This window comes from Psychrobacter sp. UBA2514 (assembly GCF_002341255.1).
Taxonomy (GTDB): Bacteria; Pseudomonadota; Gammaproteobacteria; order Pseudomonadales; family Moraxellaceae; genus Psychrobacter; species Psychrobacter pacificensis.
Genome location: NZ_DDNS01000035.1, coordinates 47,643 through 74,151 on the forward strand (window position 1 = coordinate 47,643; position 26,509 = coordinate 74,151).

At 45.2% G+C, this 26,509-nt stretch carries 19 protein-coding genes and 1 pseudogene; 6 read left to right on the top strand and 14 right to left on the bottom strand.

The window, feature by feature from the left end; translation table 11 throughout:
• From B3V51_RS09625 to B3V51_RS09645, 5 genes are all read right to left on the bottom strand, one after another.
• Positions 1 to 2,326 (bottom strand): aconitate hydratase (locus B3V51_RS09625; RefSeq protein WP_286708333.1); only part of this gene is annotated, 2,326 nt, incomplete at its 3' end.
• Between the two features lie 273 nt (positions 2,327 to 2,599).
• Positions 2,600 to 3,727, bottom strand: a complete 1,128-nt coding sequence (prpC, locus tag B3V51_RS09630) for a bifunctional 2-methylcitrate synthase/citrate synthase (RefSeq protein ID WP_286708318.1) — start codon at positions 3,725 to 3,727, stop codon at positions 2,600 to 2,602.
• Between the two features lie 61 nt (positions 3,728 to 3,788).
• Entirely contained in the window at positions 3,789 to 4,682 is an 894-nt protein-coding gene (gene prpB, locus B3V51_RS09635; RefSeq protein WP_071001557.1) for a methylisocitrate lyase, read from the bottom strand.
• A 359-nt stretch (positions 4,683 to 5,041) separates the two neighbouring features.
• Positions 5,042 to 6,328, bottom strand: coding sequence for an NRAMP family divalent metal transporter (locus B3V51_RS09640; RefSeq protein WP_414706379.1), 1,287 nt, complete (start codon positions 6,326 to 6,328; stop codon positions 5,042 to 5,044).
• A gap of 316 nt (positions 6,329 to 6,644) precedes the next feature.
• Entirely contained in the window at positions 6,645 to 7,658 is a 1,014-nt protein-coding gene (locus tag B3V51_RS09645; RefSeq protein WP_186474499.1) for a LysR family transcriptional regulator, read from the bottom strand.
• 246 nt (positions 7,659 to 7,904) lie between these two features.
• Between B3V51_RS09645 and B3V51_RS09650 the strand changes: the two genes are divergently transcribed.
• Positions 7,905 to 8,867, top strand: coding sequence for a hypothetical protein (locus B3V51_RS09650; protein ID WP_286708319.1), 963 nt, complete (start codon positions 7,905 to 7,907; stop codon positions 8,865 to 8,867).
• 184 nt (positions 8,868 to 9,051) lie between these two features.
• Here B3V51_RS09650 and ppc read toward each other — a convergent pair whose 3' ends face one another.
• Positions 9,052 to 11,838 carry a phosphoenolpyruvate carboxylase gene (gene ppc, locus B3V51_RS09655; RefSeq protein ID WP_286708320.1) on the bottom strand — a complete coding sequence of 929 codons (2,787 nt, stop codon included), beginning with the start codon at positions 11,836 to 11,838 and terminating at the stop codon, positions 9,052 to 9,054.
• Between the two features lie 233 nt (positions 11,839 to 12,071).
• Positions 12,072 to 13,346, bottom strand: coding sequence for a tyrosine-type recombinase/integrase (locus tag B3V51_RS09660; protein ID WP_093070922.1), 1,275 nt, complete (start codon positions 13,344 to 13,346; stop codon positions 12,072 to 12,074).
• Between the two features lie 691 nt (positions 13,347 to 14,037).
• On the opposite strand from B3V51_RS09660, the gene B3V51_RS09665 reads away from it, so the two are divergent.
• On the top strand, positions 14,038 to 14,331 hold the full coding sequence (locus B3V51_RS09665; protein ID WP_227517171.1) for a DarT1-associated NADAR antitoxin family protein: 294 nt from the start codon (positions 14,038 to 14,040) through the stop codon (positions 14,329 to 14,331).
• On the opposite strand, the gene B3V51_RS09670 is transcribed toward B3V51_RS09665, so the two are convergent.
• A complete protein-coding gene (locus B3V51_RS09670; RefSeq protein WP_071001563.1) occupies positions 14,328 to 15,284 on the bottom strand; it encodes an EamA family transporter in 957 nt (318 codons plus the stop codon). The two genes, B3V51_RS09665 and B3V51_RS09670, sit on opposite strands and share 4 nt — an antisense overlap.
• 162 nt (positions 15,285 to 15,446) lie before the next feature.
• Between B3V51_RS09670 and B3V51_RS09675 the strand changes: the two genes are divergently transcribed.
• Positions 15,447 to 16,847 (top strand): PLP-dependent aminotransferase family protein, encoded by a 1,401-nt coding sequence (locus B3V51_RS09675; RefSeq protein ID WP_071001564.1) that lies wholly within the window; start codon positions 15,447 to 15,449, stop codon positions 16,845 to 16,847.
• A 95-nt stretch (positions 16,848 to 16,942) separates the two neighbouring features.
• On the opposite strand, the gene B3V51_RS09680 is transcribed toward B3V51_RS09675, so the two are convergent.
• Positions 16,943 to 17,140, bottom strand: coding sequence for an HPP family protein (locus tag B3V51_RS09680; protein ID WP_227517172.1), 198 nt, complete (start codon positions 17,138 to 17,140; stop codon positions 16,943 to 16,945).
• A gap of 237 nt (positions 17,141 to 17,377) precedes the next feature.
• Between B3V51_RS09680 and B3V51_RS09685 the strand changes: the two genes are divergently transcribed.
• Both B3V51_RS09685 and rhuM read left to right on the top strand, forming a co-directional pair.
• On the top strand, positions 17,378 to 17,551 hold the full coding sequence (locus B3V51_RS09685) for a hypothetical protein (RefSeq protein ID WP_156770951.1): 174 nt from the start codon (positions 17,378 to 17,380) through the stop codon (positions 17,549 to 17,551).
• A 98-nt stretch (positions 17,552 to 17,649) separates the two neighbouring features.
• On the top strand, positions 17,650 to 18,654 hold the full coding sequence (rhuM, locus tag B3V51_RS09690; protein ID WP_071001565.1) for a RhuM family protein: 1,005 nt from the start codon (positions 17,650 to 17,652) through the stop codon (positions 18,652 to 18,654).
• 396 nt (positions 18,655 to 19,050) lie between these two features.
• Here the strand turns inward: rhuM and B3V51_RS09695 are convergent, their stop codons facing one another.
• On the bottom strand, positions 19,051 to 19,536 hold the full coding sequence (locus B3V51_RS09695) for a hypothetical protein (RefSeq protein ID WP_071001566.1): 486 nt from the start codon (positions 19,534 to 19,536) through the stop codon (positions 19,051 to 19,053).
• Positions 19,537 to 19,746: 210 nt separating this feature from the next.
• On the opposite strand from B3V51_RS09695, the gene B3V51_RS09700 reads away from it, so the two are divergent.
• The gene (locus B3V51_RS09700; protein WP_071001567.1) at positions 19,747 to 20,415 is read left to right on the top strand and encodes a hypothetical protein; all 669 of its coding nucleotides are present in this window, start codon (positions 19,747 to 19,749) and stop codon (positions 20,413 to 20,415) included.
• A 130-nt stretch (positions 20,416 to 20,545) separates the two neighbouring features.
• Here the strand turns inward: B3V51_RS09700 and B3V51_RS09705 are convergent, their stop codons facing one another.
• The 4 genes and pseudogenes from B3V51_RS09705 to B3V51_RS09720 form a co-directional block, all read right to left on the bottom strand.
• Positions 20,546 to 21,301: a zinc-dependent peptidase gene (locus B3V51_RS09705; RefSeq protein WP_071001568.1), complete on the bottom strand. Its 756-nt coding sequence runs from the start codon at positions 21,299 to 21,301 to the stop codon at positions 20,546 to 20,548.
• A gap of 378 nt (positions 21,302 to 21,679) precedes the next feature.
• A complete protein-coding gene (uvrA, locus tag B3V51_RS09710; RefSeq protein ID WP_286708321.1) occupies positions 21,680 to 24,247 on the bottom strand; it encodes an excinuclease ABC subunit UvrA in 2,568 nt (855 codons plus the stop codon).
• 234 nt (positions 24,248 to 24,481) lie between these two features.
• On the bottom strand, positions 24,482 to 25,726 hold the full coding sequence (locus tag B3V51_RS09715) for a DUF819 domain-containing protein (RefSeq protein WP_286708322.1): 1,245 nt from the start codon (positions 25,724 to 25,726) through the stop codon (positions 24,482 to 24,484).
• 264 nt (positions 25,727 to 25,990) lie between these two features.
• Positions 25,991 to 26,509 (bottom strand): annotated as a pseudogene (locus B3V51_RS09720) (DEAD/DEAH box helicase); the annotation flags it as partial.

The following is a 26,509-nucleotide window of genomic DNA, read 5'->3' on the forward strand; positions in this document are numbered from 1 at the left end:
CGCCTTTGGCCGCCCAGTCACGGCTTGAGCCTTGACCATAGCCATCACCTGCGATGATGATCAGCGGCTGCTCACGGTTCATGTAGGTTTCAATCGCTTCCCACATGCGCATGACTTGACCTTCTGGTTCGACGCGCGCCAGTGAGCCTTGGACAACTTCGCCATCTTCATCGCGTACCATTTCGTTCAATAGTTTAGGGTTGGCAAAGGTGGCACGCTGCGCGGTTAAGTGATCGCCGCGGTGCGTGGCGTATGAGTTATAGTCTTCCGCTGGCAGACCCATAGTATCAAGATACTCGCCAGCCGCAGAGTCGCCCATAATCGCATTAGATGGTGACATATGGTCGGTGGTGATGTTGTCACCAAGTACCGCTAGTGGACGTAAGCCTTTAAGACGGTTCATCGCCGCCATCTTGCCTTCCCAATAAGGCGGACGGCGGATATAAGTGCTCATCTCACGCCAGTCGTACTGAGGGTCGATGACCGATGCTTCATTACGACCTGCCTGTGCTTTGGCTTCATCAAACATTGGGATATAGACGGCATTATACTGCTCAGGTTTGACAGCTTTAGCCACGATAGCATCGACTTCGCTATCCTCAAACCAGATGTCTTTTAGATAAACATCGTTGCCATCTTGGTCTTTGCCGAGTGAGTCCTTTTCGATATCAAAACGGATATTACCAGCGATAGCATACGCCACAACCAAAGGCGGCGAGGCGAGGAACGCTTGCTTGGCATACGGATGGATACGACCATCGAAGTTACGGTTACCTGATAATACGGCGGTACTAAACAAATCGCGCTCGATGATCTCTTGCTCGATCTCTGGGTCGAGCGCACCGCTCATACCATTACAAGTGGTACAAGCAAAGGCGACGACATCAAAACCCAGTTTTTGTAGTTCGGGCAATAAGTTGGCTTCTTCTAAATACAGCTTAACGGCTTTTGAGCCTGGCGCGAGTGACGACTTGACCCAAGGCTTACGAATAAGGCCTTTTTCTACTGCGTTACGCGCGACGATACCGGCAGCCACCATGTTGCGTGGGTTTGAGGTGTTAGTACAGCTAGTAATAGCGGCAATGATTACTGCGCCATCTGGCATTAGCCCATCTTTTGGTTCTGGTAGTTTTTCATTTTCACCGTGTGCAATACCTTCTTTAACCAGATCAGTCGTTGACACACGAGCGTGTGGACGTGAAGGACCAGCGATATTACGTACCACTTTCGATAAGTCAAAATGCAGCACGCGCTCATATTCAGCATCTTTTAGGCCATCCGCCCACAGACCAACTTGTTTGGCATAAGCTTCAACGATTTTGATTTGCTGCTCTGAGCGTCCGGTGAGACGCAGATAATCAATGGTTTGCTCATCGATAGAGAACATCGCAGCAGTTGCGCCGTACTCTGGCGTCATATTGGAGATAGAAGCACGGTCGCCAACAGTCAAATTGCGCGCACCTTCGCCGTAAAACTCTAGGTAGGCTGAGACCACGCCTTCCTCGCGTAAAAATTCTGTCATTGCTAGTACCAAATCCGTACCGGTAATGCCTTCTTGCAGCTTACCTGTTAGCTCAATGCCAACGATGTTTGGCAGGCGCATGTATGAAGGGTTGCCCAACATCACGCTTTCAGCTTCTAGGCCGCCGACACCGATAGAGATAACGCCAAGCGCATCGACCATCGGGGTGTGACTATCGGTACCGACCAAGGTATCAGGGAAGGTGATGGCATCGCCGTCTTGATCCGCGACAACTTGTACCACCGGCGACATTTTCTCTAAGTTAATTTGGTGCATGATGCCGTTACCAGGCGGTACCACGTTGACGTTATCAAAGGCATATTGACACCAGTTGATAAAGTGAAAACGGTCTTCGTTACGGCGCTCTTCGATCGCGCGGTTCTTCTCAAATGCGTCTTCTTCAAAGCCTGCGTGCTCAACCGCTAGCGAGTGATCGACGATCAATTGTGTCGGTACGATGGGGTTCACTTTGGCAGGATCACCGCCTTCCGCTGCGATAGCATCACGCAGTCCTGCAAGATCAACAAACGCAGTCTGCCCTAAGATGTCGTGGCAAACCACGCGGGCAGGATACCATGGGAAATCAACCTCTTGCTTACGGTAGATATGCTGTGAGAGTGCTTCGGTCAAATCCTCTGGCGGGCAGCGGCGCACGAGATTTTCGCATAGCACCTTTGAGCTGAACGGCAGTTTGGCATAAGCGCCTGGCTCAATCTCGTTAACTGCTTGTTCGACATCGAAATAGTGCAGGTCAGTACTGCTTCCATCCAAAGCTGGTAATGGTTTTTTATACTCATTATTCATGGTTTGCGGATTAACTTGCGTTAAAGGCTGCTTGCTATCATCGCTCATGGCGGGCTTTCCTTTATAAGTGAGATGGGTTGAGAGTAAGTATAAAAAATAATTTACTTAGCAAAAATTATTCCTGTGACAGGATTCAATTAACATAAACTTTGCTAAATAAAGGGTAGGAAAAATTGCATTGAAATAAGTTGTAGGGTGCGCTAATCAGATCGGTGGGTTACGCTTTGCTAACCCACCTTACAAACCTATTCTTTAAAATAAACGCTATATAGATTAACGCGCACCCATATCTGGTACTGGGCGTAGATCTTCACCCGTATATTCGGCACTTGGGCGAATGATACGGTTGTTGGCACGTTGCTCAAACACATGAGCTGCCCAACCAGTCAGACGTGAGCAGACAAAGATCGGGGTGAAGAGTTTGGTCGGGATACCCATAAAGTGATAGGCTGATGCATGGAAAAAATCAGCATTGGCAAACAATTTTTTCTCGCGCCACATCACGTCTTCAACACGCACAGACACAGGGTAGAGCACCTCGTCACCAACGTCAGCAGCCAGTTTTTCAGACCACTGTTTGATGACGACGTTACGTGGATCTGATTCGCTATAGATGGCATGACCAAAGCCCATGATTTTGTCTTTACGTGCTAGCATGGCCATCATCTCTGTCTCGGCTTCGTCAGCTGAGCTAAAGCCCTCAATCATATCCATCGCCGCTTCATTCGCGCCGCCATGCAATGGACCACGTAGTGAACCGATTGCGCCAGTGATACAAGAATGGATGTCAGATAAAGTCGACGCACAGACACGCGCAGTAAAGGTCGAGGCGTTGAACTCATGCTCTGCATACAAGATAAGCGACACGTTCATGACCTTTTCGTGCAGCTCGTTTGGCTTTTCGCCTTTGAGCAGATGCAAGAAATGACCGCCGATGGTCGCATCATCCGTCTCAGTCTCGATACGCACGTTATCATGGCTAAAGCGGTACCAGTAGTTGATGATTGAGGGGAATGCGGCAAGCATACGATCAGTTTTATCGTTTTGCTCAGCGAAGTCCGTTTCGGTCTCAAGGTTGCCCAGCATTGAGCAGCCAGTACGTAGCACATCCATTGGATGCGCATCGCTTGGGATACGTTCAAGCACGTCTTTTAATGCTTGTGGTAGGCCGCGCAGGCTTTTGAGCTTAGCTTGATAATTCTCAAGCTCGCTTTGCGTAGGTAAATTACCATAGAGCAGTAAATACGCGACTTCTTCAAAAATACATTTATCCGCCAGCTCTGATACGTCATAGCCGCGATAGGTCAGACCAGAGCCCGATTTGCCAACGGTTGATAATGCTGTCTTGCCAGCGACTTGTCCGCGAAGTCCTGCGCCTGAAAGTTCTTTCTGTGCTGCCATGTCTACATTCCTTTTGTGGGTAGCTTTTTATATTGTTAAGTGAAAATACTGCTTATTATGATTATTTATTGTCCGCAAACAGCTTATCTAAGGTTTGCTCAAACTCGTGATAGTTTAAGAAATCATAAAGCTCCATACGTGTCTGCATGGTATCGACGACTTTTTCTTGCGTACCGTCATCGAGCAAGTGCTGATAGACATTCAATGCCGCTTTATTCATGGCGCGGAAAGCGGATAGTGGGTACAGCACCATATCGACGCCCACACCGTACAGCTGGTCAGTGGTATACAGATCGGTTTGACCAAACTCGGTCATATTGGCGAGGACGGGAATGTCGAGTACATCGGTAAATTTACGATACATCTCGATATCGGTCAGCGCTTCTGCAAAGATCATGTCTGCACCTGCTTCGGCAAAGGCAACGGCACGTTCAACAGCAGCGTCTAAGCCCTCGACTGATAACGCATCAGTACGAGCCATCACCACAAAATCAGAATCCGTTTTCGCATCCAATGCCGCCTTTAGGCGATCAACCATTTCTGAGATGCTAACGATTTCTTTGTTAGGACGGTGACCACAGCGCTTTTGCGCGACTTGGTCTTCGATATGGACGGCTGCCACGCCTGCCTTTTCCATTTTTTTGATGGTTTGAGCAATGTTGAACGCACCGCCAAAGCCGGTATCAATATCGACAAGTAGCGGGGTATCGACTGCATCCGTAATACGGCGAGCGTCTTCTAGCACGTTATCAAGGCTGGTCATGCCCAAGTCAGGTAAACCAAATGACGCGTTTGCCACACCGCCACCAGAGAGATACAGCGCTTGGTGACCGACTTGGGTCGCCATCATCGCGGTGTAGGCATTGATCGCGCCTGCAATTTGTAGTGGCTGGTTATTATCATTTTTTTGTTTAAGCGCACTGCGAAAGCGTGCACCTGCTGAGAGTGAGGTCATGTGAGTATCCTTTCATGAGCTTGTATGGATATAAAATAATCTTGTTGTTGTCACTGATTATACCCAATTATCCACGTCTGCAAAGGTTAGCTTGTAGATTATTGTTTATTATGTTTAATTGTTAATTGTAGTTAATTTAATATTATTCATAAAACAAATAGCATTATGTATTTTTCAATACTTCGCTATGATAAGTATTCATATTACCCAAATATTCAAATATTAAGAGGCTTTATAATTTACATTTAGTTACAATTATAATAGGCATATTGCTCTACGAATTGTCCTGTTCCTACCAAAAAGCCCTAACAGCTGAGCTATTAGGGCTTCATTTATCATGAGCTTAAAAAAGACTAAGTTTAAGCAAATAAACCTGCCAAATTGGCTAAGAACAATAAGGCAAATCCTGCCAAGAATATCAAGCCTGCGATAGACAGAGCGTTCATACCTGCGGACAGTTTTTTATGTTTCTTAACCAATGAGTAGTTGAGCCAACCAAAGATAGGCGCAGAGACAAACGCGGATATCATGGCAAACTTAAGCATTGCGCCCAATTGTCCCGTGAAGAACGTAATAATCACCAGCCCGCCACCGATAGCGTATGTCGTCCAAAAAGCGATTTGCTTTTTATTGATTTCGCTTTCGCCTTTTAGCAAACGCCAGCACTCAGCATTGGCACGGCCATAGCCGTCGGCACAAGTAATCGTGGTGCCAAACATACACATGAAGGCGACGAACGCTACCAGCAATCGTGACCATTCACCGATAGTTGCCGTATACATATTGATTAACTGGTTGATATAAGCACCGCCGACCAACTCAATCTCTTGTCCTGAACCATACTGGACAAACACACCAAGTGACAAGAAAAACAAGGCTAGAATCGCTGAAACGGTATAACCGACATTAAAGTCGAGCAAGCCTTGCTTGTGCGTGGTGTGATCGGTTTTGACTTTGGCAGAGGTCCACATAGAAGTAATCGCGGCAAACTCAAGCGGCGCTGGCATCCAGCCCATGAGTGCGACGATGAAACCGAGTGTCGCTAGGTTCCAAGGAGACACAGCAATAAAATCTGCTGCCATAACCGTGGGCTTGCCAGCGGCAATCATGACTGCGGCAACGGTAGCTGCCGTCAAAGCAATCATAATCCATTTAGTCACGCCATCGAGCAATTTATAATGACCGGCTATCAAAAAGAACCAAGAGACGGCTACGATGATCATAGACAGCACCATCGTCGATAACTCAAGAGAGGCGGGTAGCATAAAGCCTAAAATCACCGCTGCAATTAGCGAGACCGCACCCGTACTGATGACCGCTGATAAGATAGAGAGGATAAAGTACACCCAAAGATACACCTTTGAGCGCTTGGCATAACCTGCAATCAAGCTCTCGCCCGTATCGTAAACATAATCGGTTGCAAAGCGAAAAAATGGATATTTAAACACGTTGGCTAAAACAATCATAATCGCCAACTGCCAGCCATATATAGCACCAGCCTGCGTCGATGAAATCAGATGCGAGCCACCGATTGCAGCGGTCGCCATCAAAATACCGGGGCCAAAGATACGCCAACTAAAGCCTTCTTGTTGCTCAGTAACGATATCGTCAGTGGTACTTGGGTTGTTGAGTGGTTGTGTGGACATGAATACCTCGAAATGGTTAAAACGGCAAAACATCACTTACCTGTGTCAGTTTGCCAGTGATCATTAGACAACCGCTTTAGACATGTTTGTACGTGCTTTTTTATAAAACGATTAATCTTGTATCGACTTTAGCACACCAATACGATTCAGGAGAATGATTATTCTAGTTATTAACAGTGATAGTTATTACTATTTGTTTGTATTGCCATTCTTTTTGGTTAACATATTAATCTGATAATATCAAGTATTAGGGCAGATTATTTTTGGCGTTTCTTTATAACACAATATCCACGCAATATCTGGTCATTTAAGAGCGTTACACAAATTTTTGACGCCGGTAGGTGATGCCTCGTTCTTCATAGACCTGATAGATAGCATTCAATAACTCAGAGATACTTGGATGCACAAAGTCTTTGAGAGTATGCAAATAAATAGGAGAGGTGACGTTTTCGTGTACCAAACGCTGATAGCTGATTTGTTCTGTACGTACTGTGGTTAAGCTGGCAGGTACAAGCGTGATACCTTCGCCCGCAGCGACTAAGCCTAGAGCTACTTGCAAGTCACTCACCGTGGTGGTCATAAAGGGTGAGATACCGTATTGTGCAAACAAATGTAACAACGGCTCCGTAATCGGCTCGCTAAGTGCAGATTTTTCATTGATGACACGTCTGGTTTTTGTATTAGCTTCCTGCTTTGCTTTGATGGACTCTGATGTTGGTAGTGTGGTGGCAATCGGCAAATGCGTTTGATGGTATAAAATCAAGCGATTATTTGCCAAATCTATCAAGCGCTGCTCCTTTACATGGGCAAGAGGATGCGACTTTGGTAAGGCCACCACGTAGCGCTCATGACGCAGTAATATTTGTTGAATCCATGGATCTTGATGGGCAAAACGCCCAAAACCGATATCAATCTCACCAGATTTTAGTGCCTCCATTTGCTGATAAGAGCTGATATCTTTGAGGTTGACCTCTATATCAGAATTGGACTGCTTGAGCATGGCGATGATTTCAGGGAGTAACCCATATAATACTGACGGCACAAAGCCGATGTTTAGCGCACTACTTGGCGCTGATAAACGCTGGGTCATACTCGTGACGGTCTCGATTTCTGTCAATATGGTGCTTATCTTATCGTAAAAAAATTCGCCCGCTTCAGTCAGATGTAATGGCCTGTGGTAACGATCGATAAGCACGACATCCATATCGGTCTCAAGCTGTTTCAGCAGGCGGCTCAAACTTGGCTGTGACAGTCCTGTCTTTTCTGCGGCTGCACTAAAGCTGCGCAAATTCGCGACAGCAATAAATGCATTGAGCTGTTTTAAATCCATGTTATTAAGCCTGTTATGGTATATGTTGTCTCTATACAAGCCGTTTTTAATAAGCTTCTACCTCACTACTTAACTTAAGACAAGCTGTGCAAATATTAGCGACCTAAAATAAATTGTGCTTGAAGATAGGGGTGTGAGCAACTATATTGGGGACTAGTGATGCTGTTACATTTGAGCAATAAAAATCACAACTTCATTTTATCAGTCATTTACTGTCAGTAGCATAAACTGGCTTGGTTTTATTTTATGAACGACGAAAAAAAAGACATCGGTACTGATTTTGACAAAGAGTTGTCTCAACTCGTTCATAAAAAATCGCGTAAGCGTGTCAAAAACAATATTTACGAACGTTTTATCAGTCGAGTCCAAAGCGCTGAAAATGATACCCAAAATGATAATGATGATTCAACATCCTTAAAAACGGCAAGTAAGTTACCTGCTTTTGAGCCTCTAAGCGTAGAAGAGTTGCAACTATTCGAAGATGAAAATAACGATAAAGAGCCAAGATTAGAGTTTGCCGACATCGGCACAACAAACGCTACTTTTGATTTTTCAGGTCAAAATGCATCGACACAAAACAAGGTGTCAGATACACGAATGGATAATTATGCTGGTGTTGACCATAACTTAAATAGTGATTTAAGTAAGAATAATGAAGAAAAAAAGCCATCTTCTGTCGTTCTCGATCAAGCGACGCCTTTATCTAACACAACGATCGATGACCCTTTAGATACTAAATCCAACCCATTGGAACCAGATCATAGGGATGCTATAAAACCACAAAAAAAAGTGGTCAGTAGTAAAAAACCTCTCATTATTGGTATGATTTTTGGTTCACTACTTATTGCTATTGTCGTACTTACCCTTATTTTTACAGGATTTTTATCGATTTCTATTTCTGATACTACTGTTAGCAATGATAGTGGCTTAAATGGGACAGCGCCTGCGGCTACCACTAGCACGTCAGTGGTCGGCGCCGAACCTGTAGTGAATAGCGATGACGATCCATTACCTAATGACGCCAATACGGTCGAGGAGCCGTTAGTGTCAGCACAATCGATTAATGCAGACAATAGCGAACAAAACGTGCCCGCAGCTGAAGTTGAGCCTATAGAACCCTCTCCAGCTCCAGAGAGTGAGGCTGCCATTACCTATGAAGACTTTAGGCAAGAGTCACAAACCACGTTGTATCGTGAGACTAATGATTAGAATAGTTAGGTTTAGGCGCATTTTAATTAAAGCAGAGGCATATAGTACCTTGTACCGTGCCACGGAAAAATAATGGGCGACGGTACATTTTTTTATCACCATCGTGCTGGCAAGCACACTGAAATAACTATGACAGTAGCAATCTATCAGAATATTCTCGTTGGTTGGTCAGTCGTATCGTCTCTTACCCCGTATTACGTAAACCCGCTGCCAGTGCGTTAATACTACGGATTAATGGGTCTTCTACATTGAGATCGCCATCTTTATGGTTATCTGTCGTATCTTCATTTTGTTGTCTAGCACGCTTCAACAGCTCAATCTGTATATAGTTAATCGGGTCTAGATAAGCGTCTCGCCACTGCAGAGATGCCGCAAGGTTTCGCTGACCAGATAAAAGCGTTTCTTGATCTAGCAAAGAATTCAGACCGGAAGAAGTCAGCTCATGCTCATCGAGCACCTCACTCATGATCTGTTCGCGTAGCGCCTCGTCATCACACAACTGGCTATATGCTTGTGCAATATTCATCTCAGATTTGGTAAAAGCCATCTCAATATTACTGATAAAGACACTAAAAAATGGCCAGCGCGCATTCATCTCTTTCATCAAAATCTCGTTGTCTCTGACACTGTGCAGAGCACTACCAACGCCATACCAAGCAGGTAGGGTAAAGCGTGCTAAAGACCAGCCAAATACCCAAGGGATCGCTCGCAATGTGGTTTTACTTGGCAAGCCTTTTTTGCGATGGGCAGGGCGTGAGCCAATGTTCAGTAAAGAGATTTCTTGTACTGGGGTCACTTGTGAGTAGAATTTATAAAACCCTTCCGTATGATCGGTCAGCTCTCGATAACGCTGCTCGCCTGCTTCTGCTAACCGTGCAAACAAGGCTTCATACTCTGGCAACTCAGTCGGTTGTACGACAAATCTTGTCGAGCAGGCTTTGAGTGTACCCGTGATTGCCATGGTTAGCTCAAACACGGCAGTATCCGTATTGGCATATTTGGCATAAAGCACTTCGCCTTGTTCGGTCACTTTAATCTGACCATGTAACGTGCCAGCCGGCTGTGCCGCAATGGCTTTGTGCGTTGAGCCACCGCCGCGACTTACCGAACCGCCGCGTCCGTGGAATAATCGTGTTTTTATACCATATTGCTCAGCAATACTATTAATGGTTTGCTGCGCACTATACAGCTGCCAAGCCGAGGTGATAATACCGCCATCTTTTGATGAGTCCGAGTAACCTAGCATGATCTCTTGCGTATTATCTGTATTCTGTAGCAATCCGCGATATAGTGGATTGTCTAACACAGCAGGCAAGATTTTATCGATGTTTTTAAGATCTTCGATGGTTTCGAACAACGGTGCGACAGGTAGGTCAGCAGACAATTGACCCTCAGCATCAATCGTACATAAGCCGGCAAATCGCATTAACAGCAATACTTCTAGTAGCTGGCTGGCATTGTTCGTCATTGAGATAACATAGCTGCCAAAAGTCGCCTGTCCCACCAATTTGCGTAAGGTGGCGACCGAATTCATCAATGCCAATTGCTCACGCGTTTTGTCTGTTAAGTTATCGGTATAGATGAGCGGCGTACCCGGTTTTTCTAACAAGCGTGTGAGCCACTCTTGACGTTCGGTTTCGCTTAGCGTTTGATAATCAGGCAGGTTGGAGGCACTCGCAAAGATATCTGCAATCACTTCACCATGATAAGACGACTCTTGACGGATATCGAGCGCCGCCAAATGAAAGCCGCAAGTTTTTACCAGGCGAACCACATCGAGCAATAATCCATCTGCATGCGCCTTGTCGTGAGTAGCGACACTTTGGCGGATAATACGTAAGTCCTCTAGCAGCTCTTCTGGATTGGCATAGGCGTCTTTTTCAGCCTCAATATCAGTCCCTTTACTTTGAATGCGGCGATTAGTGGCATTGACCTTAGTGAGTATTAAAGAAAGCAGACGGCGGTATGGCTCGTTGCCGTAATCATCGAGGTTGTAATCAAATACACGCTGATCGAGCTCATCATAACTTTTGATCTTGGCATATACGTCGGGAGACACGGTGACAATAGTGTCACTATGAATGAGCTGTCGGCGCAGTTTTTTGAGTAGTACTTGATAGTGACGCAGTACGGTATCAGCATGCATCAACACGGCAAGCTCTGTGGTCTCAAACGTCACAAAAGGATTGCCATCTCTATCACCGCCAATCCACGAGCCAAAGCTCATAAAGGCAGGCAGTGGATAGTCGGTCAGCTCTGGATAGATATCAACAATGGCTTTTTTGATATTACGATATACTTTGGGAATGGCATTAAATAAGCTGGCATTAAAGTAATGCAGGCCGTTGTTAATCTCGTCATAGACCAATGGCTTGCGGGTGCGCACTTCATCTGATGACCATAATAAGTCAATCGTTTGAGCGGTTTGCTCTTTGGCTTGCTCGTAGGCGAAACTGTTTTCAGACACATTGTTTAAAGCATCGCTGTGCGTGAATAGACTTTGTAAGATATTCATTGTGGTACGACGGCGCGCTTCGGTGGGATGCGCCGTAAATACAGGTGTAAATTTTAGCTGATCAATCAGCTCCTGCATTTGAGCGGGCTCGATATTGCGTTCACGACATTCAAGTAAGGTACGACGAAATGACCCTTCCCAGCTTTGCTCCGATTGCATACGCAGCTTATGACGCTGCTCACGCAAGTAGTTTTCTTCGCTGAGATTGGCTAGGAAAAAATAGATAGAAAATCCACGTATGACGTTTTTTAAAGTTTGATTGTCCAGAGACGCAATAAAGTCGATAAGCTGCTGTTTATGTGCCTCATTTGGCTCACGACGCTGTTGAATGAAACCTTTACGCAGGGTCTCAATGGTCTCTATTGTCTGCTCTCCAGATTGGCGAGAAATGGCATCGCCTAGCAATGAACCCAATAAGCTGGTGCGTTTACGTAGTACGTTATTATCTAAAGTCATCCTTAACAACCTTCTTATTAAATGAGTGAGTACAGTGTTAACGAGTATAATATTAGGGCTATCATAGATTTTTTATCTCTACAGACATCCTTACCGTTTTTTACAATTTAACATGAATGGGTAGTTATGTCTGACGCTCAAAGCAATTTTTTATCAATTGATGTTCGTCATATTATAGTGTATTTAACGCCCCGTCTATTTTTCAAACAATTCTTAGCTCGAGTTCACTTGGCTTACGTCTTAGCGTAATCTCGCAGCTTATCTATATAATCCGCCCAATCTTGCATCATCTTTACCCTAGTATCGATTTCATCAAGTCTGTTGTAAGCCCCGCCGTGCGTGTCTTTTATCCTGTGACCCAGCTGTAATTCTGTGACGATGTCTGAGTAGCGTAACTCTGGCTGTTCCATAAGCAAGGTTTTGGCCGAGGCCCGAAAGCCATGCGCGCATTGCACGTCTTTGTATCCAAGCCGGTGAAATATCTGTACCAGTGTGGCTTTGCTGATATAAGCATTGCTTGAACCGCGCATTGAGGCAAAGACATACTCTTTATGTCCTGTGATAGATTGAATGTTTCGTAATCGCGCAATCACTTGCGTCGCTAATGGCACGACTAAGTGCGACACCATGTCGTCGCGACCTTCGCCTTTGGTCGGGAAGAATGCCCATGTATCATTATCCCAGTCGATATCCTGCCAGCGCATAGAGCGTAAATCAATACTACGGACAAACACATAAGGCAATAAATTCATGGCTTCTAATGTAAGCTTGCTTGCCCCTTTAAAATTGGACATTTCATATAAAAGCGTCGCAAACTGATCGGGCTTGGTAATAGCTGGCAAGTGATTGCCTGAATTGGCAGGTGCCAACTCGCCACGGGTGTCAATCGCTACATTTTTATCGCATAATCCTCGTGCGACAGCGAATGAAAATACTTTTTCCGTATACAGCCGCGTACTGGCGCCAACGAAGGTCGCTTGATTGTCGTTATGTTGGATTGCTTCACACACACTTAATATCATCTCACTGGTGATATCATTCATTCTCAGATCGCCAATATCACGGCACATGTATCCCAAGCACAAATCCCAAAATTTGAGTGTCGACTCACTAAACGCAGGTTTTTTTGATTTGCTTTGCTGACGACTGGATGTTTTGTGATCTCGCCATGCTTGCGCAATGTCAGCGAACGTGGCGTTCTTTAGGTGAGCATACTTATTCACTTGCTCTTTTTGCTGTATGGCTTTAGGGTCAGAGCCGTTTGCGACCGTATTAAGTATGGTCTCTGCTTTGTACTTGACCTCATATAGACTGATGTCCTCAACCTTGCCGAGCATCATTCTGGGTCGCTTACCATCGACATGTGGATGAGAGTAGCGCAGGTAGTATTCTTTTTTACCGTTTGGATAGACACGTAGACTTAGACCCGCGATACCTGAGACACTGACCGAGTAATCCTTATCTCGACATTCAAGTTTATTGATATCATTTATGTTGTCGACAGCCATGTTCTTATCCGTAATTTTTATGAGGTAAATGCGTGATAGTTTATGCAAATTCGATAACTTATGAAAATACCCTCCTGTAAAAAGCCAAAGAGTATTTGGACACTGATATGGACACCGATATTTATTATGATAATATTACAGGCCTTTTATACAAAAGGATTTATGTGCTAATTATCCCCAAGGCTCACTTGGGGATAATTGTAGCATATTGGGGAAATAAGGAGTAGATCATACGCTTATTGGGTTGAGCACCGTTTTTTTGCTCATCATTTCAGCACATACTTGGAGGGATTTATAAGGCGAATCGTCCATTTGGTAAACGATAGCGCGGATTTATTAAAAAAAACACGGTCGCGTACACGCACAGAATATAAAAATCAGGGTCATAGTACTATTCTGTGCAAATCTGGAAGGTACTGTTTTAAGGTCTAATATCAGTGCAGGCACGTAAAACGACTAAAAGCCAATTTTCTAAGTATTCATAAAAACAAAACTCAGCAAGTCTATTGGTAAATTTAAAATAGGGCAGATAAATGATGCATAATAAGATAAACTGCCTCGTTCTCGTTGTGCGCGCGGCGTTTGGATTTAGCATCTATAAACCAAGTAGCGATGACCGAAAAGATAACTGAAAATTTATAAAAGACGATGGATATAAGGCAGCCTATTATGGAGCAAAAAAAATCACCCTATGGCACACAGACAAAATGGGGTAGAGCATAAGCCTGTCTTTATGCCGAGAGTCAACAGCGACAATCTAGTAAAAACAGACATGGTCAGATTTGAACGCCATGTGGGATTTGCGACCAGACAAAAGAAAAAATCTACCAATGATATGCATCAAGTCATTCGTAAAAAATACGGTTTTAAGCATGTTTTGGAGTTATCCAGTAAATCTGGCAATAAGCTGAGCTTTCCGCTGAGTCCGTTTAGTTTAAAGATCACTAACTATCGTTTATCCATTTATCTAAGAGTGAACTATTAGACTCCGTACTTATGAGCAGGTTTTTTCCTTATCCCAAATTTCACATTTGCTAGTAATAACCCCGACAATATCAATATCATTGCCAGCATTTTCCACCACGTTACAACTTCGCCCGTAAGCACTACGGACGTTGTCATACCGAATACCGGCACTAATAGAGCAAATGGCATAACCTTGGAGGCAGTATTTTGACTGAGTAGATGTGCCCAGAGTCCGAAGCCGACTAGGGTTGAGATATACACGATAAACCCAAGCGACAGCCACGACTTCATCGACGCTTCGGTAAAGGTTGCCAGCTGCCATGCATCGGTCTCAAATATAAGCGAAGATAACGTCAAAAACACGCAAGCGATCAGAGCGCCCCATGCGACCAGTGCAAGAGCAGACAAAGCAGAGGTTTTGTTTTTAACGGTGGTAGGTGCTGTTGCTGTTTTTTGTTGTGCCGCTTTTAAGGTCGCTTGTGCTGAGGCTTGCTTGGATGCAATGTTGCCAAAGCTCCAGCCCACTGCGGCAATCAAAATGCAGACAAATCCAGCCACAGGCATATCTCCGCCGAGATTGAGCGCAATCACACCAAGGCCCAATACCCCAACCATCATACCGATGACTTGCATGCGACTGACTGCTTCACCCAAGATAAAGTACGCCAACAACACAGTGATAAAAATTTGCATTTGTAGCAACAACGCCGTCAAACCCGGTGACGCACCTAGATGCATGGCCGTAAATACAAAGGCATATTGCATGACAAAGGTACCGATAGCATAGATGAGTAAGGTACGGTTAAAGGTAGGCGGTTTAAGAAAAAACACCAAGGGCACTGCGGTAAAGAAAAAGCGTAGGGCAGTGAGCATTAGTGGCGGGAAGCTCTCTAATCCCCATGCAATAAAGGTGAAGTTCACACCCCAAATAAAGGTAACCAGTACAGCCAGTGCAGTGTATATCGGGTTCATAGTGTCATCCTAAATAATGACGATCCATATGGAATGTCTCAACTATAGTTTATATGACCACAACAAACCCGATACAGTTTCACTTATGATGAACAAAGTGTATAGTCGCTCTTAGCGTGACAATTTTTTAGATTTTTATTATCAACGATAAGTACTTTTATCATGGTCGAAAACTACAAGCTCAATCCTAACTTAACAAAGACTGCTGCCGTCGCTGAATGGCTAAAGCAGCGCATTGATTGGCAAATTTACTTGCCCAACCAGCGTGTGCCATCGGTGCGAAAACTATCCAAACTCATGGGTATATCGAGCTTCACCGTTGTGCAAGCTTATGAGCAACTGGTGGCAACCAATGTCTTGGTCGCCAAGCCAAGCTCAGGCTATTATGTGAATGAGCAGACAAGACTAGTACCGCCCAACCGTGACAAAAAAGTTGCCCCCAAGCAGCCAGTCATAGATACTCGCTGGCTGGTACAGCAAGTGTCGAGCGATATTCCGCATCACCGATCCCCAGGCGTGGGCACGCTACCTAGAGACTGGATACGTAATGACAAGATGGAGTGGGCGATACGGCAGGTCACCCAGCAAGCAGACGGCTTCATCTATGACTATAGCGCGGTGCAAGGCTATTTGCCGCTGCGTCAGCAACTGGTGCAGCAGCTGAATGTGCTAGGTATGCAGACCTATACAGACAATGTCATGACCACCGCAGGCATATCACACGCCATTACTATGATTGCCCAACTATTGACTGAGGTCGGTGATACGGTGATGGTCGATGGGCCGGGCTGGTTTTGGTTATCGAGCTGTCTACAACAGCAGGGACTCAATGTTGTCGCGGTCGAGCGCGATCACCAAGGCCCCGATATTGAGCAGATGCAACAGCTGTTTGAAACGTATCATCCAAAGCTGTATTTGACCAACAGCGTGCTACACAATCCCACCTCTTATAATCTGCATCCTGCGCGGGCGCATCAAGTGCTTAATCTTATTCATCAATACGACGCGTATATTTTTGAGGATGACTTATACGCCGCGTTTTTGCCGAGTGGTCAAGTCCTGCGTTATGCTAGTCTTGACCAGTTCGAGCGCGTGTTTTATGCGACAGGATTTTCAAAGTCGATGTCATCAGGCTGGCGCGTTGGCTTACTGGTCTGTCCCGATCATTTCATTGATGATGTGCTGCGTATCAAAACCTTGAGTAATATGAGTACGCCAGAGTTTGGTGAGCGCGTGATTCACCACTTATGGACGCATGGTGAATACCGCAGGCAAATCAAAAAAGTCCAGCAGCAGTTATATCGTGCGCATGAGCGGATGCGCATAGCATTGCCTAAGATCGGACTTGTCTATCCTGAGCATACGCAGGCAGGCCTCTTTGTGTGGGTGGATACGCATCAAGACACCAGCCAGCTGGCACTAGATGCCTATAGCGATGGCTGGCTAGTGGCACCGGGGCATTTATTTCATCCAGATGCCAGTGCCTCAACCTATCTGCGCCTGAACGTATCGACGAGCAGTGATGCATTTTTGGCTTGGCTGGGCGATTATTTGAATCATTGACAATACCAGCCTGCCTGCTATGTCTGTTCAGCCTACGATGTCTTTACTTACAGTGAATATTTACCACCAATAGGTTGGATACTGGCTATTCTTACCTAGGTTGTTATGGCAATGGCCGTACCGACCGCCATTGCCATACTCCACCATTGAATACCAAATAGTGTCATAAATACAAGCCCTGTAAAGGTTGCGATAACATGTCCACCGATGACATTTCTTGGCCATGCAAAGGGGCTGGCAGAATAGGCAAAGATAAGTAAATAGCTGGCACCGAATGATCCTAGAAACATCATCAGTGCTAAACTATTGCGTACCACTGCAAGGATGCAGTAGCAAGTGTGCCACCAAGCCACTATCATCACCAGATGTTTATGATGCAATTAAAAGGTTATTGTGAGAAATGGGATGTCAAACCAGCAGAAGACGTTGCTAGGAGCTGTTTGGGATTTTTGACCGACTGGAGCTCATCAGAGGGTTTTCACGGATGTATGTTTATCAATGCGTGCGCCGAATATTAAGCTGCTGAGTCTATGCCGCATCAAATCGCCAATCAACACAAAAGGGAGGTTAGACAATGGTTATTTGCTCAGTTTGAGCGAGTAGGCGCTCATCACCCTCAGCAGAAAGCCGATACTTTATTTGTATGGGGTGAAGGCCTTATTGTGACAGCGCAAACCGATCAAAAAACCACTGCCACTGAATAATGAGCTTTTTATAGAATTAATAAAATAGCTTGTCTTAGGTATTGGCTGGTAGTATCGGTATTAGAACAGATGCTGTCGCCATGGTAAAGGAGGCATAATTGGACATCACCAACACTGACAATCAGTTTGAAATATACACCACCGATGATGGGCAAACGCAGATTGAGATTCGCCTAGAGCAGGAGACGCTGTGGCTGTCGCAAGCGCAAATGGCAACCTTGTTTGACAAAGATTCAGATACCATAGGACTACATCTAAAAAACATTTACAAAGAAGGCGAATTAGATCAAACAGCAACTACCGAGGAATCCTCGGTAGTTCGCCAAGAAGGGTCGCGCCAAGTACGCCGTAAGATTCGTTTTTATAATCTAGATGCCATTATCTCGGTGGGTTATCGGGTCAATTCCAAAAAAGGCACGCAGTTTCGGATATGGGCGACTCAGCGTTTGCGTGAGTACTTACTACAAGGCTATGCCATCAATGAACAACGCTTTGACAAAAACGCCGCCGAGCTACAGCAAGCCCTAGCCCTCATCAAAAAAACTGCCCAAAGCCCCGAGCTACACACCGATGAAGGGCGCGGACTCATTGAGATTATCAGCCGCTACACACAGACGTTTTTGTGGTTACAGCGTTATGACGAAGGCTTGCTCAATGCGCCAGTAGGACAGGCAGGCGGTATTCTGCCCAGTACAGTTGAGGCCATGGCAGCGCTCACGCATCTAAAGGCGCAGCTGATAGCACGAGGTGAGGCGACAGTATTGTTTGCCAAACCGCGCGGCGATGGCTTGGACAGTATCTTGGCGACATTAGAGCAAACGGTGTTTGGTGAGCCAGCTTATCCGACAATTGAGAGCAAGGCGGCGCATTTACTCTATTTTATGGTCAAAAATCACGTCTTTACTGATGGTAATAAGCGTAGCGGCGCATTTTTATTTATCGACTTTTTGCATCGCAATCAGCGCCTACTTGACAGTAAAGGCGATACAGTGATTAATGATACTGGACTTGCCGCGTTAACCTTATTGGTTGCTGAGTCTGACCCCAGTCAAAAAGAAACTTTGATCAAGCTAATTATGAATATGCTGTCGTTAGAAAACTGATAACGATTATAACTATGATTGGCTTTATTTTGTGATTCGTATCATCGTATAGAAAGACAGATATTAAGGATAGTGTCTGTCTTTCTATACGGTGATTGTTTATGTGGAGCAAGAAAGTATTCTATTGAGCAGTGCTAGATAGAATATCTTTAAATTCTAATAGCTAACAACTTAATCAAATAAGAGTTTATTTATGCTGTGATAGTATCATGGGTTCCATAAATAAATTACTCGAGATGTCTTATTTAACATAATATACATTATGCGAAAACATACCGGCGGTTTCAGTATAAGAGTAAATATCAATCTGCGTCATATCGTTTCTATATTTAACTGCGTATTTTTAAATTTAAAATAGCTTGGCGCTGACATTTTTAATATCAATTCAGTTTTCTACTAACGACAAGTTTCAAGCAAATGCTTACTCAAAGTTCCACCATCTTCATTTAAGCTAACATCTGCGATTTGGCAATCTTTATCATTGCATGTCAAATCATAATAAATATTGCTACCTTGCGCCAAGCTGACTTTAACCAATCCTTTATCAGTCATCGAAAACTTCTTGTCTTGAGTATAATCAGGGTCTTGAGAATCCCACAGCACATCATAATCAACATTGCAGGACGTTTGATTTTTATCAAAGTAATCTTGTTCTAGCTGCATGGCTGCTTGTAAATCAGCATTGGCATATTGCTGTAGCACTATAGGATTACTCATACCTTGGTCATCGATATCTTGTTGGTACATTTTTGTGATGGTCGTGATTTTCATATCAGCCACAGCAGCTTGTTTCTGAAATGCTTTTGTCACATCTGCTGTGGCAGTACCGACAGTTGTCAGTGCTATGGTTGATAGTAATATCAGCGATTTGTATGTTGGCATGTCGTTCTCTACGAGCTTTTATCTTATAAGTGTTACGGTCTATTACATCATAGCCATATAACGACTCTGCTGTATTATCGTATCATTCAGGTTCACTCATCAAAATTCCGATTACATAGCGCTTTTATGCTCTTTTATCTATTGTGATGACAACTTTTAGTGGCTTATCGTGACGTTTATTTCACTAATAACTGTGGTAAGGATGCTTTTATGATAATACTACCTACCTTTTTCAAGGAGAAATCTGCGGCATTGGCCTCTAGTAGCCTTTTATTGCTTGCTTTGACCGCGACTGGCTGCCAGTCCGCTTCTGAGTCCAGCGAAGCGATTGTCGCTCAACCTACCAGCACCTCAGCAACGGCTATAAGTACTGATATCAGTCAACAAACCCTAAAGCAGCAAGCGTTGCGTATACAGCGGGCACTCGCCAATAAGGATTTTGCTAGAATTACTGATGATATTCATCCCACACGTGGCGTCCGTTTTTCGATGTATGCCTACGTGCGCCCTGAGTCAGACAAGGTTTTTAGCCGCGCGCAATATGCACAGTATTTGCAGCAGTCCAAAATCCGCTTTACTTGGGGTGAACGTGACGGCTCTGGTGAGCCATTAATCATACCGCTACCAGAGTACCTAGACACTTGGGTAAAGGCCAAAACCTTTAATGACGCTACCCTTAGCGTCAATGAGTTTCAAAAAAGTGGCAATAGCATCAATAACCTAAATAAAATATATCAAAACTCTGATGTCGTTGAGTTTTACTATAAAGGTAGTGATGAATACAGCGGTTTAGACTGGCGGGTGTTGCGCTTGGTGTTTGATGAGTATCAGGGTAAGCGTTATCTCGTCGCTGTCGTTAACGATCAGTGGACGGTTTAAATAACAGCGTAAGCATCTTTATGGTCAGATAAATTATATTAAACAAGGGCAATGCGTCATATATGAAGCACTGCCCTTTTTGTCTCTTTATCATATTGAATTATATTTAATTTTTGATATATATTTTACTTTATGCTTTTGGCTGAAGTGGACTTTGCTTAAAAAACTTCACCATAATATCGTAAATGTCAGGATAAGCATCCACTAGCTTTTGCGGCGTCTCAAAAAATACTTCGCTCAATACCGCAAAAAACTCGGCAGGATTGGTCGCACCATAACGATCTAAACCTGACTTACGATGCGTTTGAAAGTCTTCGAAATCTCGCGACATGATTTGTGTCCAACGTGCAGGATCCATGTCAGGCTGCATCGGTGGAAAGCCATTAGCGCGGCCATTCATCATATCAAGCTTATGCACAAACTCGTGAATCACCACATTGTGTCCGTCACGCTCACCTGAGTGCTTGGCATCCTTCCATGAGAGAATGACAGGACCTCGCTGCCATGCTTCCCCACTACGGTGCTGACTGCCCTCATGGACGATACCAAATTCATCTACCGTTGTACTCTCACTTTTGTACGAACCTTGATAAATAATAATAGATGACCAACCGCTATACCACTCAAGGCTGAGGTTTAAGATAGGCAAGCACGCCTGTAGTGCAATGGATTGTCTGACCGCATTAGTAATCTCAAAACCTTGTGCACCCACAATCGACTTATCATCCAAAAACAAAGTCGCCAAGTCAAACAAGCGGCTTAGCTCGTCTTCAGTCAACCTATCCAATATCATGATACACTCAGCCGCCCGCGCCCAGTCTTCATGCGTGAACTTGCTGTTGTCCAATATACGCTGCTCACGCCAGTCTTTTATGATGTCAAACATACACTTTATCCCTATTCTTCTTAGTATATAGGCCAGCCGTTCTACGTATATTATAGCGATAACCAGTAGCACGCCATGATAATTACTATATTAAAATGTATAAAAACGCCGCTCATAAATACATTACTGAGCGGCGCAGACTGTCATCCATACATTATGTTTTAAAATTGATATTGTAAGCCTAACTGTAATGACAGTTTAATCTTACCCAAAGGTCGCCGTATTGATGAGGGTGATGAGTACTTTAATACCATCCGTCATCAATGGTCAGATGCGTTGCGTCGCACGTTAGTTGAATTGCCCAAATGCCCTGATAATTATTGGGGATACCCTTCACTCTTAGACCCAATTTGAAAACTGGTCGTCACATCAATAAAATCACACCAATAAAAACGGTGCGGTGCGACTGTCTTCTGATTGGGCCACGTCTTCTGGCGTACCTTGAGCGACAATTAACCCGCCCTCATCACCTGCCCCTGGCCCCATATCAATCACCCAGTCGCTATTGCTGGCCACTTGCATATCATGCTCAACCATGATGACGGTGTTCCCCGCATCGACCAAACCGTTTAATTGCGTCATCAGCATGGATACATCAGCAGGATGTAAACCTGTGGTTGGCTCATCTAAGATATAGAGCGTATCGCCTCGTTGCGTGCGTTGTAGTTCAGTGGCAAGCTTAATACGCTGTGCTTCACCCCCTGACAACTCAGTGGCGGGCTGCCCCAAACGTAAGTAGCCAAGCCCCACTTGCAGCAACGCATCCAATGCGCGCAAGATAGGCGCTTCATCAACAAAGAACTCATGAGCCGCTTCAACGGTTAAATTTAATACTTCAGCAATGTTTTTATCTCGATACGTGATGGTAAGTTTTTCTTCATCATAGCGTTGCCCGTGACAGACCTGGCAAGGTGCATAGACACTTGGTAAAAATAGCAGCTCCACACTGACAAAACCCAAACCTTCACAATTTGGACAGCGGCCTTTTTTGGTGTTAAACGAGAAACGTCCAGCGTCATAGCCATGTGCTTTTGCTTGCTTAGTTGCGGCAAACAGCTTACGCACATCATCGAACAATCCTGTATAGGTTGCTAGGTTTGAGCGCGGTGTCCGCCCAATCGCCTTTTGATTGATATTAATAAGACGACGGACTTGCTCCATGCCAGCGACGATTTCACCACCAGTGACTGTCTCAAGCTCTTGCTCAAGCAAATCTGCCTCACCTACAGGCGCTTCAGTAACCGTCTTTTGCCCCAATACTTCACTGATAAGCTCTACCAATGCTTGGCTGATAAGACTCGACTTACCTGACCCTGAGACACCCGTGACACTAGTCATCACCCCAAGCGGAAACTCAACATCCAAGCCGATTATATTATTGCGCTCGATATTTGCGAGTTTCAGCCACGCTGTCGGTTGCCTTGTGTCAGATTTTGACTGATGATTCGCCGTGTCGTTAGCAAAGAGATATTGACCCGTATGCGACTGCGCAACCTCACGTAGCCCTTCTACAGGCCCACTATAGACAATCTCGCCGCCATGCGTGCCAGCCTGTGGCCCGACATCGACCACCCAATCAGCATGCCCAATCACACTCACGTCGTGCTCAACCACAAACACCGAGTTACCAGATGCGATCAACTCATCTAGCGCCCCAAGTAGCGCCTGCGTGTCAGCAGGGTGCAGACCTGCTGATGGCTCATCAAGGACATAAACCACGCCAAACAGTTGCGAGCGAATCTGGGTCGCTAATCGCAATCGCTGTAGCTCACCAGGCGATAGTGTTGGTGTGGTACGCTCAAGTGACAGATAACCGAGCCCAAGCCTTGTTAGTGCCTCAATACGAGAGAGAATATCACTGGCAATACGCTGGGCAACGATGGCTTTTTCGCGGTTTGGTGTATCATCAGCTATCTTGGTATGCGCTGTTTTCTCAAGTTTTTGGGCCATGTCCGTCAATGTAAGCTGTGACAGCTCACCGATATCGAGTCCTGCAAATTTAACCGACAGTGATTCTTTCTTAAGTTTTTTGCCGTGACATTCTGGACACTCGGATATCTGCATAAATTGCGACACGCGTTTCTTGGTGCGCGGGCTTTGAGTGGTGGCAAAAGAATGCAAAACAAAGTTTTTGGCACTGGTAAACGTACCCATATAGTTTGGCTTTTCCCCTTTCTCAATGGCCTCCCGTGTCTGTTCTATATCATACTCAGGATAAACAGGCACTGTTGGTGTCTCATCGGTAAACAAGATCCAGTCGCGGGTCTTCTTTGGCAGGGTGTGCCAAGGTTTATCAATATCATAGCCGAGCGTGGTCAATATACGGCTCAGGTTTTGACCTTGCCATGCCGGTGGCCATGCGGCAATAGCTCGCTCGCGAATGCTTTTGGTATTATCTGGTACCAGCAGATCCTCGGTGACCTCAAATACACGGCCGATACCTGAACACGTGGGACAGGCACCATCTGGCGTATTGGGCGAGAACGCATCGGCATACAGCATCTCTTGGCCGGCGGGATACTCTCCGGCTCGTGAGTACAACATACGAAGACCATTAGATATGGTTGTTACACTACCGACGGACGAGCGTACTGACGGCGTACCCCGCTGCTGCTGTAAGGCAACTGCTGGCGGTAACCCTTCTATAGTATCGACATCGGGTTCATCAACCTGATCGATGAGCCTTCTGGCATAAGGCGATACTGAATCAAGATAGCGGCGCTGTGACTCGGCAAATAGCGTACCAAATGCCAGTGATGATTTTCCCGATCCAGATATACCCGTAAAGACCACTAAGGCATTGCGCGGTAAATCCACATCGACGTTCTTTAAATTATGAACACGCGCACCTCTGACCTGAATATTTTCTTGATTAGGGTTGTATAGAGCGTTCTTGACGATACTTGTCTTATTTTCTGTTGCTTCTAATTGTTTTGGATTGGCCATGACGCTATTTTTCCTATTGAGACACTATCTATTGCTAACGTATTTATTATTATTCATCTGAGTAGCAGGAAGGTTAACACGTACTCATGCAGGGGTGTGGCAATGCTTACGTATCAATAGCATAGATAGACAAAACGACAACTTAAGTCATTAGGCACCTTATAATAAAAAAACCCGCAATCATTGCAGGTTTTTTGAGGAAAAAATGCTATCAGAATATGGATAACATAAATACTAACCTACTACCAAGCGCATCAATTGGGTACTGATATACCCGCCAAACGTACCCACCGCATAGCCCATAATACCCAAAAATACCCCAACAGGCGCAAGCGATGGATGAAAAGCCGTCGCGACGATCGGTGCCGACGATGCGCCGCCTGTATTGGCATTAGAACCTACCGCCAAAAAGAAAAACGGCGCACGGATAAGTCTGGCAACCCCAAAGATAAGCACGACGTGAATACTCATCCATAAAAAGCCGATAAGCAATAGCCGCCACTGCGAGACAATACCCGCTAAATTAATCTGCATACCAATCGCGGCAATCAGCACGAAGATAAATACGGTACCCATTTTGGACGCGCCCACATGGTCGAGTCTGCGAATCTTAGTAAAAGAAAAAATGACACCTAACAGAGTAATAATGACTACCATCCAAAAGAATGAACTGGCAAAACTATATTGCACCGCCCATTTATATGGGGCAAAAAAGGCAGCAATTTGTCCACCAACAAAGTGCGCCACTCCTACCATGGCAAAGCACAAACCAAACATCACCATCAAATCATTAATGGTGGCTGGACGGGAATGATCGCGCTCATAGCTCTCGACGGCTTTAATGACTTTATCAATACTACTGGTATCAGCGCGCAAGAGTCGATCGATCTTTGCGCTGTGTTTTGCCATCACCAAGATTGCGAGTAACCACAATGAGGCATTGGTGGCATCCACCAAGATCATCATGCCAAACAAATCATCACTGACCCCAAACAGCTCTTTCATTGCCGCTTGGTTAGCTGCACCGCCGATCCAACTGCCTGCCACGGCTGAAAATCCACGCCATAATGTATCATCGAGGAACATTTCAGGCGATACCCACTTAGCTATTCCTAAACTAATGGGACCGCTAATAACAATAGCGATACTGGCGGCAAAGAACATGGCAATCGCTTTCCAACCCAATCCTAGTATTTTGGGAACATCCATGGATAAGGTCATCAACAGCAAACTGGCTGGCAGCAGATACGTCGCGGTAAATCCATAAATCTGTGAACCCACCCCATCGGCGAACATCCCTAAGCTATTCAAAGTAGCAGGTATAAAGCAGCACAGCACAATACCGGGCAATACCGCATAAAACCGTCGCCAGAATTTACCCGGCAAACCTTGGGTATAGAATACTAGGCCAATGATTGCCATAATGATACCGAAAGCTAATGGCAGGCTATCAATTGCTAAAGAGGAGGTAGTAGGCATCAAGGCGCTCCGAGGCAAACAACTGGCAAAAGTGAATCAGTATAGACAAGCTAAAAAACTCGTGCAAGCAGCCATGTCAATGATCTTAATAACTGCTGAGCTCTAAACGAATCATAGTTAGTCATGCCTGCAAAAGCTTAACTATACCATCAGCGAACAATGGGTCACACACAAAAAAGCCAGATAACAAGTATCTGGCTTTTTACTACTTTAGACGATTAATGAATTAGTAATTAGTAGCTTTAATCGTTCGTTATAGCGATATTATGAGTTTTTACCACGGTTGCCACCGTTTGGACGACCTTGACCACGGCTGTCAGAACGATTTGCTGGGCGACCTTGGCTGCCACTTGGACGACCACGGCCTGTAGCTGCACGGTCACCGCGCTTGCCCTGATATGGTTTACCACCAAAACGGTCTTTTGGCTTACCTGATGAATCACGTGACTTGCCAGCACCTTGGCCTTGGTATCCACTATCATTGCTGGCGCGCTGGCCTGTTGCTGCGCGATCGTTTGAGCGACCACGGCCACCGCCAGTAGACTTGCCAGCATAACCACCGCTTGAGCGTCCGCGACCACGGCCACGCCCGCGTCCTTTGTTTTCGCTTGGTACGTAGGTTTTCTTAGGCTCCATGCCTTCGATAACGCACACTTCCATCTTGCGATCTAAGTAACGGTTGATGGCGGCCAATTGTGGACGATCGTCCATGCTGCATAGGCTGATAGCCACACCAGTACGGCCAGCACGGCCACAACGACCAATACGGTGGACGTAATCTTC

Excerpts from the sequence above, each read along its gene's own strand:
- prpC (WP_286708318.1), bottom strand. The coding sequence starts at position 3,727 with ATGGCAGCACAGAAAGAACTTTCAGGCGCAGGACTTCGCGGACAAGTC.
- prpB (WP_071001557.1), bottom strand. The coding sequence starts at position 4,682 with ATGACCTCACTCTCAGCAGGTGCACGCTTTCGCAGTGCGCTTAAACAA.
- B3V51_RS09640 (WP_414706379.1), bottom strand. The coding sequence starts at position 6,328 with ATGTCCACACAACCACTCAACAACCCAAGTACCACTGACGATATCGTT.
- B3V51_RS09645 (WP_186474499.1), bottom strand. The coding sequence starts at position 7,658 with ATGGATTTAAAACAGCTCAATGCATTTATTGCTGTCGCGAATTTGCGC.
- B3V51_RS09650 (WP_286708319.1), top strand. The coding sequence starts at position 7,905 with ATGAACGACGAAAAAAAAGACATCGGTACTGATTTTGACAAAGAGTTG.
- ppc (WP_286708320.1), bottom strand. The coding sequence starts at position 11,838 with ATGACTTTAGATAATAACGTACTACGTAAACGCACCAGCTTATTGGGT.
- B3V51_RS09660 (WP_093070922.1), bottom strand. The coding sequence starts at position 13,346 with ATGGCTGTCGACAACATAAATGATATCAATAAACTTGAATGTCGAGAT.
- B3V51_RS09665 (WP_227517171.1), top strand. The coding sequence starts at position 14,038 with ATGGCACACAGACAAAATGGGGTAGAGCATAAGCCTGTCTTTATGCCG.
- B3V51_RS09670 (WP_071001563.1), bottom strand. The coding sequence starts at position 15,284 with ATGAACCCGATATACACTGCACTGGCTGTACTGGTTACCTTTATTTGG.
- B3V51_RS09675 (WP_071001564.1), top strand. The coding sequence starts at position 15,447 with ATGGTCGAAAACTACAAGCTCAATCCTAACTTAACAAAGACTGCTGCC.
- B3V51_RS09680 (WP_227517172.1), bottom strand. The coding sequence starts at position 17,140 with ATGATGTTTCTAGGATCATTCGGTGCCAGCTATTTACTTATCTTTGCC.
- B3V51_RS09685 (WP_156770951.1), top strand. The coding sequence starts at position 17,378 with ATGCCGCATCAAATCGCCAATCAACACAAAAGGGAGGTTAGACAATGG.
- B3V51_RS09695 (WP_071001566.1), bottom strand. The coding sequence starts at position 19,536 with ATGCCAACATACAAATCGCTGATATTACTATCAACCATAGCACTGACA.
- B3V51_RS09700 (WP_071001567.1), top strand. The coding sequence starts at position 19,747 with ATGATAATACTACCTACCTTTTTCAAGGAGAAATCTGCGGCATTGGCC.
- B3V51_RS09705 (WP_071001568.1), bottom strand. The coding sequence starts at position 21,301 with ATGTTTGACATCATAAAAGACTGGCGTGAGCAGCGTATATTGGACAAC.
- uvrA (WP_286708321.1), bottom strand. The coding sequence starts at position 24,247 with ATGGCCAATCCAAAACAATTAGAAGCAACAGAAAATAAGACAAGTATC.
- B3V51_RS09715 (WP_286708322.1), bottom strand. The coding sequence starts at position 25,726 with ATGCCTACTACCTCCTCTTTAGCAATTGATAGCCTGCCATTAGCTTTC.